Annotated in this window: 14 protein-coding genes and 1 tRNA gene; 9 read left to right on the top strand and 6 right to left on the bottom strand. The window is 72.0% G+C overall.

Features of this window, described 5'->3' with window-relative positions; translation table 11 throughout:
- The first annotated feature begins 85 nt into the window (after nucleotides 1–85).
- The gene (locus tag AC1DP1_RS12545) at nucleotides 86–1,528 is read left to right on the top strand and encodes an alpha,alpha-trehalose-phosphate synthase (UDP-forming) (protein WP_477507128.1); all 1,443 of its coding nucleotides are present in this window, start codon (nucleotides 86–88) and stop codon (nucleotides 1,526–1,528) included.
- A gap of 45 nt (nucleotides 1,529–1,573) precedes the next feature.
- Here AC1DP1_RS12545 and AC1DP1_RS12540 read toward each other — a convergent pair whose 3' ends face one another.
- From AC1DP1_RS12540 to AC1DP1_RS12525, 4 genes are read right to left on the bottom strand one after another with little or no spacing between them, the layout of a single operon-like run.
- Nucleotides 1,574–3,136: a glutamate synthase-related protein gene (locus AC1DP1_RS12540; protein WP_477507127.1), complete on the bottom strand. Its 1,563-nt coding sequence runs from the start codon at nucleotides 3,134–3,136 to the stop codon at nucleotides 1,574–1,576.
- A gap of 59 nt (nucleotides 3,137–3,195) precedes the next feature.
- Nucleotides 3,196–3,912, bottom strand: coding sequence for an anti-sigma factor (locus AC1DP1_RS12535; RefSeq protein WP_477507126.1), 717 nt, complete (start codon nucleotides 3,910–3,912; stop codon nucleotides 3,196–3,198).
- A complete protein-coding gene (locus AC1DP1_RS12530; RefSeq protein WP_477507125.1) occupies nucleotides 3,899–4,528 on the bottom strand; it encodes an RNA polymerase sigma factor in 630 nt (209 codons plus the stop codon). The genes AC1DP1_RS12535 and AC1DP1_RS12530 overlap by 14 nt, the downstream gene beginning before the upstream one ends.
- Before the next feature lie 38 nt (nucleotides 4,529–4,566).
- Nucleotides 4,567–5,205 (bottom strand): fasciclin domain-containing protein, encoded by a 639-nt coding sequence (locus tag AC1DP1_RS12525; protein WP_477507124.1) that lies wholly within the window; start codon nucleotides 5,203–5,205, stop codon nucleotides 4,567–4,569.
- Nucleotides 5,206–5,317: 112 nt separating this feature from the next.
- Here AC1DP1_RS12525 and AC1DP1_RS12520 point away from each other — a divergent pair, with 112 nt between their 5' ends.
- From AC1DP1_RS12520 to pdxY, 6 genes are all read left to right on the top strand, one after another.
- Entirely contained in the window at nucleotides 5,318–6,481 is a 1,164-nt protein-coding gene (locus tag AC1DP1_RS12520; RefSeq protein WP_477507123.1) for an alpha/beta fold hydrolase, read from the top strand.
- Nucleotides 6,478–7,827 carry an MFS transporter gene (locus AC1DP1_RS12515; protein WP_477507122.1) on the top strand — a complete coding sequence of 450 codons (1,350 nt, stop codon included), beginning with the start codon at nucleotides 6,478–6,480 and terminating at the stop codon, nucleotides 7,825–7,827. The genes AC1DP1_RS12520 and AC1DP1_RS12515 overlap by 4 nt, the downstream gene beginning before the upstream one ends.
- Nucleotides 7,824–9,272: a pyridoxal phosphate-dependent decarboxylase family protein gene (locus tag AC1DP1_RS12510; RefSeq protein WP_477507121.1), complete on the top strand. Its 1,449-nt coding sequence runs from the start codon at nucleotides 7,824–7,826 to the stop codon at nucleotides 9,270–9,272. The genes AC1DP1_RS12515 and AC1DP1_RS12510 overlap by 4 nt, the downstream gene beginning before the upstream one ends.
- Nucleotides 9,269–9,979 (top strand): uracil-DNA glycosylase, encoded by a 711-nt coding sequence (locus AC1DP1_RS12505; protein WP_477507120.1) that lies wholly within the window; start codon nucleotides 9,269–9,271, stop codon nucleotides 9,977–9,979. The genes AC1DP1_RS12510 and AC1DP1_RS12505 overlap by 4 nt, the downstream gene beginning before the upstream one ends.
- Before the next feature lie 97 nt (nucleotides 9,980–10,076).
- Complete coding sequence (locus tag AC1DP1_RS12500; RefSeq protein WP_477507119.1) at nucleotides 10,077–10,850, top strand: dioxygenase family protein; 774 nt, start codon at nucleotides 10,077–10,079, stop codon at nucleotides 10,848–10,850.
- A gap of 9 nt (nucleotides 10,851–10,859) precedes the next feature.
- On the top strand, nucleotides 10,860–11,723 hold the full coding sequence (gene pdxY / locus AC1DP1_RS12495; protein WP_477507118.1) for a pyridoxal kinase PdxY: 864 nt from the start codon (nucleotides 10,860–10,862) through the stop codon (nucleotides 11,721–11,723).
- A 123-nt stretch (nucleotides 11,724–11,846) separates the two neighbouring features.
- Here pdxY and AC1DP1_RS12490 read toward each other — a convergent pair.
- Nucleotides 11,847–11,922: transfer RNA gene (locus AC1DP1_RS12490), tRNA-Thr, on the bottom strand.
- A gap of 49 nt (nucleotides 11,923–11,971) precedes the next feature.
- Here AC1DP1_RS12490 and AC1DP1_RS12485 point away from each other — a divergent pair.
- On the top strand, nucleotides 11,972–13,813 hold the full coding sequence (locus AC1DP1_RS12485; protein ID WP_477507117.1) for a glycoside hydrolase family 13 protein: 1,842 nt from the start codon (nucleotides 11,972–11,974) through the stop codon (nucleotides 13,811–13,813).
- Nucleotides 13,814–13,876: 63 nt separating this feature from the next.
- Nucleotides 13,877–15,085 carry a DUF4032 domain-containing protein gene (locus AC1DP1_RS12480; protein ID WP_477507116.1) on the top strand — a complete coding sequence of 403 codons (1,209 nt, stop codon included), beginning with the start codon at nucleotides 13,877–13,879 and terminating at the stop codon, nucleotides 15,083–15,085.
- Here the strand turns inward: AC1DP1_RS12480 and AC1DP1_RS12475 are convergent.
- Nucleotides 15,069–16,589: a metallophosphoesterase gene (locus tag AC1DP1_RS12475; protein WP_477507115.1), complete on the bottom strand. Its 1,521-nt coding sequence runs from the start codon at nucleotides 16,587–16,589 to the stop codon at nucleotides 15,069–15,071. The genes AC1DP1_RS12480 and AC1DP1_RS12475 overlap by 17 nt on opposite strands.
- Between the last annotated feature and the right edge of the window lies 1 nt (nucleotide 16,590).

Here is a 16,590-nt window from a genome sequence, read left to right as displayed (position 1 = left end):
CTCGTGGAGCGCGCCCGCCAGATCGGGGAGACGGGGACACCGCGGGGTGGTCTGCGTCTCACCGGCCGTCGCTAGGGTTGCGGGCGTGAGTGGAGCGGCGCAGGCAGACCTCGTGATCGTGGCCAACCGGCTGCCCGTGGACCGGGTGAGCCAGCCGGACGGCTCGGTGTCGTGGCGGCCCTCCCCCGGCGGGCTCGTCACCGCCCTCGAACCGGTGCTGCGGGCCAACGACGGCGCGTGGATCGGCTGGCCGGGCTCGGCCGACGACGACGAGTTCGAGCCGTTCGAGGAGAACGGGCTCTCCCTGATCCCCGTCGCGTTGAGCGCCCGGGAGGTCGAGGAGTTCTACGAGGGGTTCTCCAACGGCACGCTCTGGCCGCTCTACCACGACGTCATCGCCAAGCCGGAGTTCCACCGCGAGTGGTGGGACTCCTACGTCGCGGTCAACCAGCGCTTCGCCGACCGGGCCGCCGAGGTGGCGGCCGAGGGCGCCACCGTGTGGGTGCAGGACTACCAGCTCCAGCTGGTGCCGCAGATGCTGCGCGCCTCCCGCCCCGACCTGCGCATCGGGTTCTACCTCCACATCCCCTTCCCGCCGGCCGAGCTCTTCTCCCAGCTGCCGTGGCGCCGCCAGATCCTCGAGGGGCTGCTGGGCGCGGACCTGATCGGCTTCCAGCTGCCGGGTGCGGCCGCCAACTTCGTACGCCTCGTGCGCAGCCGGGTGGGCCACAAGACCCACCGCGACACCATCTACCTCCCGGACGGTCGGCCCGTGAAGGCGACCGCTTTCCCGATCTCGATCGACACGGCCGGGTTCGAGGAGCTGGCCCGCTCCGAGGCGGTGGAGAAGCGGGCCGCCGAGATCCGCGAGGCGCTCGGCAACCCGCGGCGGATCTTCCTGGGCGTCGACCGGCTCGACTACACCAAGGGCATCTACTCCCGGCTGCGGGCGTTCGGCGAGCTCGTGCGCGACGGGCACCTCGACGTCGAGGACGCCGTCTTCGTGCAGGTCGCGACGCCCTCTCGCGAGCGCGTGGAGCRGTACCGCATCCTGCGCGACGACATCGAGATGCTCGTCGGGCGGATCAACGGCGACTACGGCAAGATCGGCAACCCGGCCATCCACTACCTCCACAACTCCTACCCCCGCGAGGAGATGGCCGCGTTCTACCGGGCGGCCGACGTCATGGTGGTGACTCCGTTCCGCGACGGGATGAACCTCGTCGCCAAGGAGTACGTCGCCTGCCGGTTCGAGGACGACGGCGCCCTGGTGCTGTCGGAGTTCGCCGGTGCGGCGCAGGAGCTGCGGCAGGCCTGGCTGGTCAACCCCTACGACATCGACGGGATGAAGTCCGCGCTGCTCGACGCCTTCGCCGCGGACAAGAAGGAGACGTCCCGGCGGATGCGGGCGATGCGCAGGACCGTCGTCCAGCACGACGTCGCGAAGTGGGCCGCCGACTTCCTGCGCGAGCTCGAGGACCTGCCCGAGCACCACGACAAGACGGTGCGCGAGTCGCGCTCGCGCTGACCGCCGCCCTGATCCCCGCTCGGCCCGGCCTCGGCGGACCGAGGCTCAGGCGGGAGTGCGTCGTGACGGTGCGGTCTCGTCCTGGGCGACCATGATCGCCTCGATCTCGCTCACCAGGTGTGCGCCGAGGCGCGGCCACGTCGGGTCGTAGCCGTAGACCTCGCCGAGGCCCACCGCGGACCGCGTGCCGTCGAGGATGTCGATGTCGCGGGGCGCGATCAGGCCGGGGTGGACGACGCCGACCGCCTCGGAGACCTTGAGCAGGTCACGTCGCAGCGAGCGGACGTAGTTGGCCGCCCGGACGCTCTTGAGGCCCACGTCGAGGCCCCGCGTGTAGCGCGGGTTCTGAGTCGCGACGCCGACCGGGCAGTGGTCGGTGTGGCACTTCTGGGCCTGGATGCAACCGATCGACATCATCGCCTCGCGGCCGACGTTGACCATGTCGGCGCCGAGGGCGAAGGCGACGACAGCGTTCTCCGGGACGCCGAGCTTGCCCGCCCCGATGAACACGAGGTCGTCGCTGAGGCCGGCGGTCGCGAACCGGCGCCACACCTCGCTGAAGCCGATGCGGAACGGGTAGGCGACGGAGTCCGCGAAGATCATCGGCGCCGCCCCCGTGCCGCCCTCGCCCCCGTCGATGTTGACGAAGTCGACGCCGCGCGTCCCGGAGCCCATCTCCTCGACGAGCTCGTCCCACATCGTCAGGTTGCCGACCGCCGACTTGATCCCGACCGGCAGGCCGGTCGCCTGGGCCACGGACTCGACGAAGTCGAGCATGGAGTCGATGTCGTGGAAGACGGTGTGGCGGCTCGGTGACGCACAGTCCTTGCCCTCCTCGATGCCGCGGATCTCGGCGATCTCCCGGCTCACCTTCTCGGCGGGGAGCATGCCGCCCAGCCCGGGCTTGGCGCCCTGGCTGAGCTTGACCTCGATCGCGCGCACCGGTGCCGACTGCACCACGTCGACCAGTCGTGCCATGTCGAAGCGGCCGCGGTCGTCGCGGCAGCCGAAGTAGGAGGTGCCGATCTGGAAGACGATGTCGCCGCCGTTGCGGTGGTGGGGCGACAGGGCGCCCTCGCCGGTGTTCTGGAAGCAGCCGGCCATGGCCGCGCCCTTGTTGAGGGCCTCGATGGCCTTGCCCGACAGGGAGCCGAAGCTCATGCCGGAGATGTTGACCACGGAGGAGGGCCGGAAGGCGTGCGTACGACCGCGCGCGGCGCCCATCACCTTGGCGCAGGGCAGCACGATCTCCTCCTGCGCGTGCGGCATCGTGACCGCACCCGGCCCGGTGAAGGTGCGGTGCTTGATGATCGGGTAGCCCGCGAGCCCCTCGACGTCGTTGTCGGTGCCGAAGCCGAAGTAGTTGTTCTCCAGCTTGGAGCTGGCGTAGACCCAGCGCCGCTGGTCACGGCTGAACGGGCGCTCCTCGTCGTTGCTGGTGACGATGTACTGCCGCAGCTCGGGCCCGAACCTCTCCAGGAAGAAGCGGGCGTGCCCGATCACCGGGAAGTTGCGGACGATCGCGTGCTTCGTCTGGACCAGGTCGTGCACGGTCGTCACGGCCGCCGCCGCTGCCGTGCCGCCGAGGATGGCGTACCTCCACTTCATGACCCGTTCCTAGCCCTCCCGTCACGCGTTGTCGAGGACAGACCGTCCCGATGGAGGGGTCAGGCGAGCTCCCCGCGCGCGATGCTCACCCCTGAGTGGGTGGGGTCGCCGTCGTCGGGCTCGACGGAGATGTCGACGATGCGGTAGCCCTCGTCGATGAGGTCCATGGGGACGGCGAACTCCCCCTCGTCGCCCGAGGCGAGCAGGCCGATGGAGATCATCCGCTTGCCGTCGACGTTGATCAGCCACACCTCGTGCACGCCGGGCTCGTCGCCGAGCTCGCTCGCGCTGACCCGGATGGTGAAGGTGTCGTCGGTCTTCACGGCGCTCGCCTCGCCGCGCTCGGCGTCGCTGTCGAGGGCGGTGAGAGGGGTCGCGGCCACGACGGTCCCGGTCTCCGCCGGGGGGCTGACGGCCTCAGGAGACTCGTCCGTCCCGGTGCCGAGGCGCCCGAGGCCGACTCCGGCGAGGAGGGCGAGCGCGGCGGCGACGCCGGCCACCCACAGCGGCACGCCGCGTCGGGGCACCGGCTCGGTGCGGGCGGGCAGCGGCACCGGCGGGGCGTCGCCCGACCGGACCTCCGCCATCACCTTCGCGCGCAGCTCAGCGGGGGGCGGGACCAGGGCGTCGGCGCCGGCGCGGCGCCGTACGCCGGTGAACGCGGCGACCAGCCCTGCGCACTCGGGGCAGGTCTCGACGTGCTCCCGCACGTCGACGGGGCCGTCGGTGGGGTCGAGGGCGAGCCCGGCGAGCTGCTCGGGATCAACGTGACTCATGGCGCACCCCCTCGAGCTGCTGGTGGAGCTTCATCAGGCCACGGCGGACGTGGCTCTTCACGGTGCCGAGCGGAAGGCCGACCTTCTCGGCGATCTCGGCGTGGCTGTGTCCCTCCCAGAAGGCGAGGAACATGATGGTGCGGCGGGGATCCGGCAGGTCCTCGACGGCCTGACGGACCACCAGTCGTTCGGCGACGTCCTCGTCGGCGGATTGGTGGGCGCCGGGGAGCGACACCACGGCCGCGATCCTGTCGGCGTCGCGGGCCCGGGCCGCTCGTACGTCGGCCACCTTGTGGCGCGCGATCCCCACCAGCCAGGCGGGGAGGGCGGAGGGACTCGGGGTCAGCGTGCGCCGGCTGCGCCACGCAGCGACGAACACCTGCTGGGTGACCTCTTCCGCATCGTGTGCGTCACGCAGGGCACGGAGCGCGTAGGTGTGCACGAGGGCCGACCACCGGTCGTAGACCTCCTCGAGGGCGGCCTCCTCGCCCGCGACGAGGCGAGCGGCGAGCGCCTGGACGCCGGCGTCCTGCTCGTCATCGAACGCCATCGCCTCGGTGACCACCGGGCCACCGTACCGGCGTGCCGCGCGGGCGGAGAACGGGATGATGGTCATCGCGCCCTCCGCCCGTCAGGCGTCCGTGCTGCCGGGCCTCAGAGGTCGATCGGGCGGAGCACCCGGTCGATGCCGTGGGCGACCTGCTTGTTGCCCTTGTTGAGGTCGAGGGCCTTGAGGATGGCCTTCGGGTCCTGGGCGTTCTTGTCGCGGTCCTTGAGCGTGACGCTCACGCTCGGCTTGGTCTTGACCTTCACGGTGATCTTGCCGCCCTGGGCGGTGGTCAGCTTGGCGCCGTTGGCCTTGAGCACCTTGTTGCTGGTGAGCGTCTTGCCCGGGACGACGTGGTAGAGCAGGACGGTCTCGATCATGTCGACGCCGGCGAGCTCGACGAGCGCGTCGAAGATCTTCTTCTCGCTCTTGATCGTCTTCCCGGTCAGGTCCTTGGCCAGCAGGCGGAACGCCTCGTCGGTGGGCGCGAAGACCGTGAGGCGCTTGCTGYCGTCGGCCAGCAGCGCGACCGGGGAGTCGGGCTTGGCGCCGACGACGGCGAGGGCGGCCTCGGTGACGATGTCGAAGTCGTTCTTGTTCTTGTCGAACGTGTTGCCGTCGGAGGTGAGGAGGGCCGCGAGGCTGTCCTCACCGACGGCCTTGGCGCTCGCGGCGGGGGCCGTGGCCTGCACCGCGCCCAGGGCGAGGGCCGAGGCCGCGAGGATGGCGGGAACGCGTCGCTTCATGAGGGAGGTCCTTCCGTCAGGGGCGCCCGTTGGCGCCCGTCCCCCTCTTCTCCGGACGAACCCCTCGACTGGATGCACCTCCCCCGAAATTTTCTGCACGTAGATTTCCCCCATGGACCTCATCCCCAAGCCCGACCAGGTGGTCGCCGCGGCCGGCAACGTCGCGCACACGCTGCTCTACGGCGGGCTGGCCGACCTGCGGCCGATGCCCCGGACGCTGATCGACGACGGCGAGCTGCGCGAGGTCTACCACTACCGACCGGCCGCGGGCGTCCCCCAGACCGGCGACCCGGTCCTGCTGGTGACGCCGCTGGCGGCGCCCTCGCTGTGCTTCGACCTGCGCCGCGACTGCTCCCTGGTCGAGCACCTCGTCACGCAGGGACGTCCGACCTACCTGCTGGAGTACGGGCAGGTCTCGTTCAAGAACCGGTCGCTGGGCATGGAGCACTGGGTCGACGAGGTGCTGCCCGAGGCGATCCGCGTCGTCAGCGAGCACGCGGGCGGCCGCGGGGTGCACCTCGTCGGCTGGAGCCTCGGCGGGATCTTCACCCTCCTCGTCGCCGCGGATCGCCAGGACCTGCCGATCGCCTCGATCACCGTCGTGGGGTCCCCGGTCGACGTGACCAAGGTGCCGCTCGTCGCGCCGGTGCGGCCGCTGCTCAACCTGACGCAGGGCCGGGGCGTCATCACCCGCGCCTACCGGGTCCTCGGCGGCGTGCCGACCCCCTTCGTCAGCTGGGCCTTCACCGCCGCCTCCGCGCAGAAGGTGCTCACCAAGCCGCTCGCGGTGCTGACCCACCTCGACGACACCGACTACCTCGCCCAGATGGAGGCGGTCACCCGGTTCATGTCCAACATGACGGCCTACCCGGGCCGCACGTTCGGGCAGCTCTACCACCGCTTCGTCAAGGGCAACGCCCTCGCGACCGGCAGCATGGAGATCGGCGACCGGACCGTCGACCTCGCATCGATCTCGGTCCCGACGTTGGTGTTCGCAGGCAACACCGACGGCATCGCCCCGCTGCCTGCCGTACGCGCCGTGGTGCCGTTGCTGACCGGGTCGCCGCAGGTGCGTTTCGAGGTCGTGCCCGGCGGCCACCTCGGCATGCTCACCGGCCGGGCCGCCCGATCGACGACCTGGACCGCCATCGACGAGTGGGTGGACGAGTGGTCGCGCGGCCCGCTGCCGAAGGCCAAGGCGTCCCGCGGGACGATCGGCTCGAACCCCTCGCGCCGCTATGGGTCGGCCGGATCCCGCGCGCTGGGTGGACGATGAGCACGTCGGTCGACGCAGGGCGGCTGCCGCTCGGCGTACGCATCGGCTACGGCAGCGGCTCGGTCGCGACCGGGGCGTTCGGCACGGTGCCGGGCCTGATGCTCCTGCCGTACCTCACCGACGAGCTCGGCATCGCGGCGCTCTGGGCCGGCGTGATCGTCTTCCTGCCGAAGGCGTGGGACGTCGTCCTCAACCCGATCGCCGGGCGGGTCAGCGACCGCACGATCGACCCGGCCGGTCCGCGACGCCCGTGGCTGGTCCGTGCCGGGCTGATGCTGGCGGGGGCGTTCGCGCTGATCTTCGCCGCGCCCGACCTCGACAGCCGGTGGCTCGAGGCCGGGTGGGTGCTCGTCTTCTTCGTGCTCGCCGCGTCGGCGTACGCCTTCTTCCAGGTGCCCTACGTCGCCATGCCGGCCGAGATCACCACGTCCTACGACGAACGCACCCGGCTGATGACGTGGCGGGTCGCGATCCTCGCCTTCACGATCATGCTGGCCGGTGCGACGGCGCCGGTGATCCGGGACGCGATCGGCGGGCGCGACGGATACCGCGTGATGGGCGTCGTGATGGCCACGGTCATCCTCGTCGGTGTCCTCGCCGCCTGGTGGGGCACCCGCCACGCGCCGATCGGGGCGGTGGGCGCGGGCGCCGGCACGCTGCGCCAGCAGCTGCAGGTGGTCTCCCGGGCCCGCGACTTCCGGGTGCTGCTCACCACCTTCGTCCTGCAGGCGCTCGCCACCGGGTGCATGCTCGCCGGCGTCGCCTACGTCGCCGAGGACCTGTTGGGTCGCACCTCGGCGGCGACCATCCTGTTCGTCTGCTTCGTCGGGCCGGCGCTGCTGCTGACGCCCCTGTGGGCCCGCTGGGGTGAGCGCGTGGGCAAGAAGCAGGGCTACGTCGCCTCGTCGCTGCTCCTCGCCGCGGGCGCCGCCCTCGCCGTGCTGGCGCGAGGCGGCAACGACGTCTGGACGTTCGTGGCGACGGGCCTCGTCGGCGTCGGCTACGCCGGATGCCAGGTGTTCCCGATGGCGATGCTGCCCGACGTCGCCGCCGTGGACGCCGCCCGGACCGGGGAGAACCGGGCCGGGGTCTACACCGGCGTCTGGACGGCCGGCGAGACGCTCGGCCTCGCCATGGGCCCGGCGCTCTTCGCCCTGATGCTCGCGCTCGGCGGCTACCTGTCGAGCGAGGGCCGCGAGATCAGCCAGCCCGACTCCGCACTCACGACGATCGCGCTGGGCTTCTCGATCGTGCCGGCGATCCTGACGCTGGTCAGCCTCTGGTGGCTGCGCCAGTACACCCTCGACCCCGCCGAGGTGGCGGCGGCGGAAGGAGCAGTCCAGTGACCGACGCGATCCAGAGGCTCAGTGCCCTCCAGAGCCGGGACCTGCCCGTGCACGGAGGCCGCACGCTGGCCTACGTCTACGACTCCGGCGACCCCGAGGTCGACCGTGTCGCCCGGGAGGCGGTCGCGGCCTACGCCGCCTCCAACGCGCTCGACCCGACGGCGTTCCCGTCGCTGCTGCAGATGGAGAACGAGCTCGTCGGCTTCGCCTGCGGACTGCTCGACGCCCCGGCCTCCGCGGTCGGGACGGTGACGTCGGGCGGCACGGAGTCGATCCTGCTGGCGGTCCAGGGCGCGCGCGACAGCCGCCCGGACGTCGTACGCCCGCGGATGGTGCTGCCCGCCACCGCGCACGCCGCCTTCCACAAGGCCGCGCACTACTTCGGCGTCGAGGCCGTCCTCGTGCCTGCCGGGCCGGACTTCCGGGCCGACGCCGCGGCGATGGCCGACGCCATCGACGACGACACGGTGCTGGTCGTGGCGAGCGCTCCGTCGTACGCCCACGGGGTCGTCGACCCGGTGACCGAGATCGCGGCGGCCGCGGCTGCCCGCGGGGTCCGCTGCCACGTGGACGCCTGCATCGGCGGGTGGGTGCTGCCGTACGCCGCCCGACTGGGGCGGCCGGTGCCGCCGTGGACCTTCGCCGTCGAGGGAGTCACGTCGATCTCCGTCGACACCCACAAGTACGCCTACGCCCCGAAGGGCACCTCGCTCCTGCTGCACCGCGACGCGGCGCTGCGCAAGCCGCAGTTCTTCGCCTCCGCGGCGTGGCCCGGCTACACGATGCTCAACGCCACGACGCAGTCGACCCGCTCGGGCGGCCCCGTCGCCGGCACGTGGGCGGTCGTGGAGCACATCGGCGACGACGGCTACCTCGCGCTCGCGGAGCGCGCCCTCGCCGCGGTCGACGCCATCGTGGCGTGCATCGAGGGCGAGCCGGCGCTCCGGCTGGTGGTGGCGCCCGACTCCACCCTCGTGACCCTGGCGACCGACGCGTCCTGCGACCCGTTCACCCTCACCGACGAGCTGGTCGCCCTCGGGTGGTACGTCCAGCCACAGCTGTCCTTCGGGGATGACGGGCCGAGCATCCACCTGTCGGTGAGCGCCGGCACGCACGCGCACGTCGAGGAGTTCGCCTCGGCGCTCTCCGCCTCCGTGGCGGCGGCGCAGGCGGCCGGCCCGGTGGCCGTCGACCCCGGCGTGGTCGGGTTCATCGAGGCGCTCGACCCGACCGCGCTCGGCGACGACGACTTCGACGGCCTGCTCGCCGCATCGGGGCTCGTGAGCGAGTCCGCCGACGGCGAGCTCGAGCTGCCGAGCCGGATGGCGGAGGTCAACGCGATGCTCGACGTCGCGTCGCCGGCGATGCGGGAGGCACTGCTGGTGGCGTTCCTCGACCGGCTCCAGCGACCCGTCCGCGGGGACGCGGGACGACCACCCCGATGAGCGCTCTCGCCGGGCTGGTCGAGAAGGGGCTGGTGGCTCCCGACTGGGCGGAGGCGCTGGCGCCGGTCGACGAGCACATCGCGGCGATGGGTCGCTTCCTGCGCGACGAGGACGTCGCCGGCCGGGGCTACCAGCCCGCCGCCGACCGGGTCTTCCGGGCGTTCCAGCGCCCGCTCGCCGACGTACGCGTCCTGGTCGTGGGGCAGGACCCCTACCCCAACCCCGCGCACCCGATCGGCCTGAGCTTCGCCGTCGAGCGGCACGTCTGGCCGCTGCCGCCGAGCCTGCTCAACATCTACGTCGAGCTGCGCGACGACCTCGGCATCGTTCCGCCGCGCCACGGCGACCTGTCGGCGTGGGCCGACCAGGGCGTGATGCTGCTCAACCGGACCCTGACGGTGCGGCCGGGCGACTCCAACAGCCACCAGGGCAAGGGGTGGGAGCCGATCACCGAGCGGGCCATCGCCGCGCTCGCCGAGCGCGGCGGTCCGTGCGCGGCCGTCCTGTGGGGCCGGCACGCGCAGAAGCTCAAGTCGTTGCTCGGCGAGGTGCCGTGCGTGGAGTCGGTCCACCCCTCCCCGCTGAGCGCCCGGCGAGGGTTCTTCGGGTCGAAGCCCTTCAGCACGGTCAACCGGCTGCTGGAGGACCAGGGCGCCGAGCCGGTCGACTGGACCCTGCCGGCGTACGACGACGTCCCGGCGCGGTAGTCCAGTGGCGAACGGTCTCGCGAACGGCCCGCCGCCGACCACTTGCCACTGGACTACCGCGGGGAATATAGTTGAACCAACAACTATTGAGGACGTCATGACCACTCCCATGCCTGCCCTGTACATCGGCCACGGTGCGCCGCCGCTGCTCGACGACCCGATCTGGTCCGGCCAGCTCGCGGCGTGGGCGAAGGACCTGCCGCGACCGAAGGCGATCCTCATCGTCTCGGCGCACTGGGAGTCGGCGCCGGTGAGCCTGACCGCGAGCGGCGCTCCCCTGGTCTACGACTTCGGCGGATTCGCGCCGAGGTACTACCAGATGACCTACGAGACCCCTGACGCCACGGCACTGGCCCAGCGCGTCGCAGCGATGATGCCGAGCGGCGAGCCCGTGCACCAGCACGTGTCGCGCGGGCTCGACCACGGCGCGTGGGTGCCGCTGAAGATCATGTACCCCGAGGCCGACATCCCCGTGCTCCAGATGTCGCTCCCGACCGACGACCCGCACCGCCTGATGAAGCTCGGCGAGCGGCTGCGTCCACTGCGCGAGGAGGGCGTGCTCATCATCGGCTCGGGCTTCCTCACCCACGGCCTGCCCTTCCTCAAGGAGTTCCGCATCGAGGCCGCCGCCCCCGGCTGGTCGGTGGACTTCGACCTCTGGGCGGCCGACGCCCTCGCCCGCGGCGACGTCGACACGCTGTCCGCCTACAGGTCGAAGGCGCCCGGCATGCCGTACGCCCACCCGACCGTCGAGCACTACACACCGCTGTTCGTGACCCTCGGCGCGGCGACGACCGCCGACGAGCCGGGCATCCAGGTCATCGACGGCTACTGGATGGGCCTGTCGAAGAGGTCGCTCCAGGTGGCCTAAAGTCGGTGCGTGCGCGTCCTCTCGATCCAGTCCCACGTCGCCTACGGCCACGTCGGCAACTCCGCTGCCGTCTTCCCGCTCCAGCGCCTCGGTCACGAGGTGTGGCCCGTCCTGACGGTGAACTTCTCCAACCACACCGGGTACGGCGCCTGGCGCGGGCCGCTGATCGCAGCGGAGGACGTCGCCGCGGTGATCACCGGGATCGGCGAGCGGGGCGCGTTCGAGACGTGCGACGCGATCCTCTCGGGCTACCAGGGTTCCCCGGAGATCGCCGACGTGATCGCCGACGCGGTGGCGCAGGTGAAGGCGGCCAACCCCGACGCGACGTACACCTGCGACCCGGTCATGGGCAACGCCACCTCGGGCTGCTTCGTGAACCCGGCGATCCCGCCGAAGTACCGCTCGACGGTGATCCCGGTCGCCGACGTGCTGACGCCCAACCAGTTCGAGCTCGGCTTCATCACCGACCGTGACGGCCTGAGCGGTCCCTCGTCGCTCGACGACATCCTGTCCGCCGTGGACGAGGTGCGGGGTCTCGGCCCGTCGACCGTGCTGGTCACCTCGGTCGACCGCGAGGGTGCGGACGACGACGTCATCGAGATGCTCGCCGTCACCGCCGACGGCGCCTGGCTCGTCACCACCCCGCGCCTGCCGATGAAGGCCAACGGCTCCGGCGACATCACCGCCGCGCTCTTCACCGCACACCTGCGCACGACCGGCTCCCCCGCCGACGCCCTCGCCAGGACCGCGTCCTCGGTGTTCGCCGTCCTCAAGGAGACCCTCGACTCCGGCGAGCGCGAGCTCCGGCTGATCGCCGCCCAGGACGCCATCGCCTCGCCGGCCAACGAGTTCGAGGTCGTGCAGGTCCGCTGACCCCATCGGTGGGCGAGTAGCCGAGCGAGGAACGAGCGAGGCGCGTATCGAGACCCGTCCCAACGAGGGGGTCTCGATCCGCCGCTCGCTGGCGCTCGCGTGCTACTCGACCGGCGAGGGTGATGGAGCCGGTGACAGGAGTCGAACCCGCGACATCTTCTTTACAAGAGAAGCGCTCTACCAACTGAGCTACACCGGCGTGCGCCCGAGGGCGCGGCGGCCATCCTAGGTGAGGGAAGATGTGGCCCGTGAGCCTCCTCCACGACCCCCACCACGACGGGTCCCCGCTCTACGTCTCCGACGAGGCACCGGAGCTCGGCGCGACCGTCACCGTGCGCGTCCGCACGAGCGCGACCGACCCGGTCGAGGCGGTCTGGCTGCGGACGACGTACGACGCCGAGCCGGTCTTCCACCCGACGACGTCGACCACCACCGGCGACGTGGTGTGGTGGGAGGCAGAGCTGCCGGTGCACAACCCGGTCACGCACTACCGCTTCCTCCTCGTGCGCGCCCTCGCCGACGGGGAGGGCGAGCAGGAGTGGCTGACCGGCGCCGGGCTGGTGGGCCACGACCTGCCCGACGCCGTCGACTTCCGGCTGGCCGCCCACCCGCCCGCACCCGACTGGGGTCGCGACGGCGTCGTCTACCAGGTCTTCCCCGACCGCTTCGCCCGCTCGGCCGCGGCCGACGATCGGGAGGTCCCGGACTGGGCGCTGCCGGCGGAGTGGGACGACGAGGTCGTCTTCGAGGGCAGCGACCCGCGCACGCCCATGCAGCTCTACGGCGGCGACCTGGACGGCATCACCGAGCACCTCGACCACGTCGCCGCGGTCGGGGCCGACGTGCTCTACACGACGCCGGTCTTCCCCGGCGAGAGCAACCACCGCTACAACGCGACCACCTTCACCGAGGTCGACGAGCTGCTCGGCGGCAGCGAGGCGTACGCCCGGCTGAGCGCGGCCGTCCACGAGCGGGGCTGGCGGATCCTGGGCGACCTGACCACCAACCACACGGGCGATACCCACGAGTGGTTCCTCTGCGCGGTCGACGACGCGCGCGACCCGCACCGCTCGTTCTACTACTTCGGCGACGACGGCACCTACGCCAACTGGATGGGCCACGGCACGCTGCCCAAGATCAACCACGCGAACCTCGACGTCCGCCACGCGATGGTCGACGGACCCAACTCCGTGGTCGGTCGCTGGCTGCAACCGCCCTACGCCGTCGACGGGTGGCGCATCGACGTCGCCAACATGACCGGCCGGCTCGGTGCCATCGACGTGGCCCACGAGGTCGCCCGCACCGTGCGCGCCACCGCGGCCGCGCTGCACGACGACCCGTGGGTCATCGGCGAGCACAACCACGACGCCAGCGGCGACGTCGACGGCGACGGCTGGCACGGCACGATGAACTACTCCGGCTTCTCCTGGCCGGTGTGGTCGTGGCTGCGCGATCCCGCATCGCCGGCGCGCCCGTTCGGCCGACCGGTGCCGGTCCCGCGTCGCGGGGGCGGTCCCGTCGTCGAGACGTTCCGGGCCTGGCAGGGCGCACTCGGCTGGCGCGCCACCGCGTCGAGCTGGAACATCCTCGGCTCCCACGACTCCGCCCGCATCCGCACCCTCGTCGGCGGGGACGCTGCCGTCCACCGCGTCGCCGCCGGGCTGCAGTTCACGATGCCCGGCGTCCCGATGATCTTCGCGGGGGACGAGATCGGGCTCGAGGGCGTCAACGGCGAGGACGCCCGCCGCCCGATGCCGTGGCACCGCCGCGAGGAGTGGGACGAGCAGACGCTCACGACGTACGCCGACCTTGCGCGGCTGCGGCGGGAGCACCCGGCGCTGCGCCGGGGCGGGCTGCGCTGGGGCCATGTCGACACCGACACCATCGCCTACCTCCGCGAGCACCCCGACCAGACCGTGCTGGTGGTCGCGCGCCGCGCTGCGGGCGGCGCGTTCACCCTGCCGGTCGGGGCGGGCCGGCACCTCTTCGGGTCCGAGCCGGGCGGCGCCGACCTCGCCCCTGGCGCCGACGGCGTCGAGGTCGCGGCGTCGGCAGGGTCGCGACTCGACGTCTGGGAGATCACCGCGTAGCCGGTCCCGGCCCGACACCCCAGACCTCGCCCTCGCACCTCGTGCGCGGCTAGGGTCGCGACCATGGCCATGCGGATCGTCGCCAGCCGGCCGGACCCGGCCATCCTGCGCCTGCCCTGGCACCTCCCGCTGGAGGAGTGGCCGGACGACGTCGTCGTCCCGCTGCCGCGTGGCCTCTCGCGCCACGTGGTGCGCATCGTGCGGCTCGGCAGCAGCGTCTACGCCGTCAAGGAGACCAACGACGACATCGCCTTCCGGGAGTACCGGATGCTGCGCGACCTCCAGCGGATGGGGATGCCGTCGGTCGTCCCGCAGGGCGTCGTCACCGGCCGCGAGAGCCGCGAGGGCGAGGACCTGCCCGCGGCGCTGATCACCCACCACCTCCGGTTCTCGCTGCCCTACCGCAGCCTCTTCAGCCGCGGGATGGACGCCGAGCACGTGCCCACGCTCATCGACGCGATCGTCGTGCTGCTGGTCCGGCTGCACCTCGCCGGCTTCTACTGGGGCGACGTCTCGCTGTCCAACGTGCTCTTCCGCCGCGACGCCGGGGCGCTGGCCGCCTACCTCGTGGACGCCGAGACCGGCGAGCTGCACGAGGCCGTCGGCGACCGGCTGCGGGAGTACGACATCACCGTGGGCTGCGAGAACATCTTCGCCGAGCTGATGGACCTCAGCGCGAGCGGCGCGGTCCAGCGCCCCATCGACGGCTTCGCGATCATCGAGCACCTGCGCTCACGCTACGAGGCGCTGTGGCGCGAGCTGACCGACCTCGAGGAGTTCGGCGCCGACGAGATGTGGCGCATCGAGCGCCGCGTCGAGCGGCTCAACGACCTCGGCTTCGACGTCGACGAGCTCGACATCGTCACCGACCTGGGCGGCGACAYGATCCGCATCCAGCCCAAGGTCGTCGACCTCGGCCACCACACCCGCGAGCTGCGCGACCTCACCGGCATGACCGTCGAGGACAACCAGGCCCGCCGCATCCTCAACGACGTCGCGTCGTTCGCCGCCCACTACGACCTCGGCCGCGAGGACCGCCACGTCGTCGCGAGCCGCTGGATGCACGAGATCTTCGAGCCGATCATGGCGATGATCCCGCCCGACGCCACCGGCAAGCTCGAGCCGGCCGAGATCTTCCACGAGATCCTGGAGCACCGCTGGTACCTCTCGGAGCAGGCCGGCCACGAGGTCAACATCCACGCGACCGCGCGCGACTACATCGACCGCTTCCTCACCGCCAAGCCCGACGAGGCGATCACGGGCCAGGTGTGACGGGCTCCCACTCGCCGACCTGCCACGTGCCGTTGGTGCGCAGCCGCACCCACTGCAGGCCGACCGGTCGCCCGTCGGCGTACGTGACGAGGCTGACCTCGGCGTCCCGGCGCGGCTTGCTGCCCAGCGCGAAGGCGTACGCCGCCCCGCCGGTCGTGCCGTTGGTCCAGGTGTAGCCGGTCGCGTCGCCCTCGCCGTCCACGGCATCCGGACCGTTCTGCACGTGCGTGTGGCCGCCGACCACGAGGTCCACGCATCCGCGGGCGAGCGCCTCGCGACCGAGGTTGGCGTCGTGGACCAGCATGGTGCTGATCCGCTCGCCGTCCTCAGCGGCGGCGCAGGCCCCATCGGCGAGCCGGTCGCCCACCTCGGCGAAGCTCAGCCCCGACTCGTCGCGCCAGCTGCCGAGACCGCTGCTGCGCGGGTCGTCGACGCCGAGCAGGGTGCCGCCCCACGGGGCGTCGACCACCTCCCCGTCGAGCATGGTCCACCCGAGGTCGGCGAGGTAGGTGCTGACGAACGTGCCGTGGTCGTGGTTGCCCGCGACCCCGAAGCGGTCCCAGTCGTCGAACGCCGCCTGGAGCGAGTCGAGGCTGAAGGCCTCCCAGGGCTGGCCGGTCGAGGTGTCGTCGCCCGCGTCGAGCACGACGCTCGCCCCGGCGGCCTCGCCGATGGCGCGAGCCACCCGGTCCATCCCGATGTTGTCGTGCCGGTCGCTGACCAGCAGGGCGACGGTCTCGTCCTCCTCGGGCGTGCGGAGGCCCTGATCGGTCAGGTCTGCGGCCGCCTCCGCTGCGGTGGAGTAGAACTCCTTGCTCTTGTCGTAGGTGTCCACGGCGCTCAGCACCAGCCGCTTGCTCTGCGTGGTGACCGGCCCGGTGCGCACCTCGATGTCGCGGACCTCCTCGGGGAGCTCGACGTCGGGGCCGGCCAGGTCGGCCAGCGTCTGCCAGCTCCCTTGGTCCTCCTGGGTCTCCTCCTCGCTCTCCCACGGCTGCCACACGAGGAGCGGGAGCGCCAGCAGCAGCACCAGGGCGAGCAGGCCCTGCCTCGTCCCGAGCCCCCGGAAGAGCTCGCCGCGACGGTGCCGGCCCAGGAGCAGGAAGACCGCGACCGGCAGCAGCCCGACCGCCAGGCCGCGGAGGGCAGCCGAGACAGCCATGTCGAGGACGACGTCCTGCACCTTCTCGGCCGGCACGGTCGGGTCGCTCGCGATCAGCGCGTAGCGCTCGACCAGCTCCTCGATCGACCCGACCTCGGTCTTGCCGAGCGTCAACGTGACGCCGAGCGGGCCGACGTCGCGGAAGCGCAGGTCGGGCAGCAGCGGCCCGGTCTCGACCACGGCGTCGCGCGCCAGCGTGGGGCGTACGACGGTGTCGTGACCGACCAGAACCACGGTCCGGCTGCTGTTGAGGAACAGCGACACCGCCACGGCGAGCCCGAGAGCGACGCTGCCCACGAGCAGCACGGCACCGACGATCAGCCGCCGCGGGGTGGAACCCATC

It is taken from the genome of Nocardioides sp. P4_G10 (assembly GCF_056401175.1).
Note: the sequence above shows the minus strand (reverse complement) of the source record. Positions and strands in the feature narration are given on the sequence as shown.

Bases quoted from the DNA above. Each gene is read 5' to 3' on its own strand.
- AC1DP1_RS12500 (WP_477507119.1), top strand. From the start codon at position 10,077: ATGACCACTCCCATGCCTGCCCTGTACATCGGCCACGGTGCGCCGCCG.
- AC1DP1_RS12540 (WP_477507127.1), bottom strand. From the start codon at position 3,136: ATGAAGTGGAGGTACGCCATCCTCGGCGGCACGGCAGCGGCGGCGGCC.
- AC1DP1_RS12530 (WP_477507125.1), bottom strand. From the start codon at position 4,528: ATGACCATCATCCCGTTCTCCGCCCGCGCGGCACGCCGGTACGGTGGC.
- AC1DP1_RS12535 (WP_477507126.1), bottom strand. From the start codon at position 3,912: ATGAGTCACGTTGATCCCGAGCAGCTCGCCGGGCTCGCCCTCGACCCC.
- AC1DP1_RS12520 (WP_477507123.1), top strand. From the start codon at position 5,318: ATGGACCTCATCCCCAAGCCCGACCAGGTGGTCGCCGCGGCCGGCAAC.
- AC1DP1_RS12475 (WP_477507115.1), bottom strand. From the start codon at position 16,589: ATGGGTTCCACCCCGCGGCGGCTGATCGTCGGTGCCGTGCTGCTCGTG.
- AC1DP1_RS12505 (WP_477507120.1), top strand. From the start codon at position 9,269: ATGAGCGCTCTCGCCGGGCTGGTCGAGAAGGGGCTGGTGGCTCCCGAC.
- AC1DP1_RS12515 (WP_477507122.1), top strand. From the start codon at position 6,478: ATGAGCACGTCGGTCGACGCAGGGCGGCTGCCGCTCGGCGTACGCATC.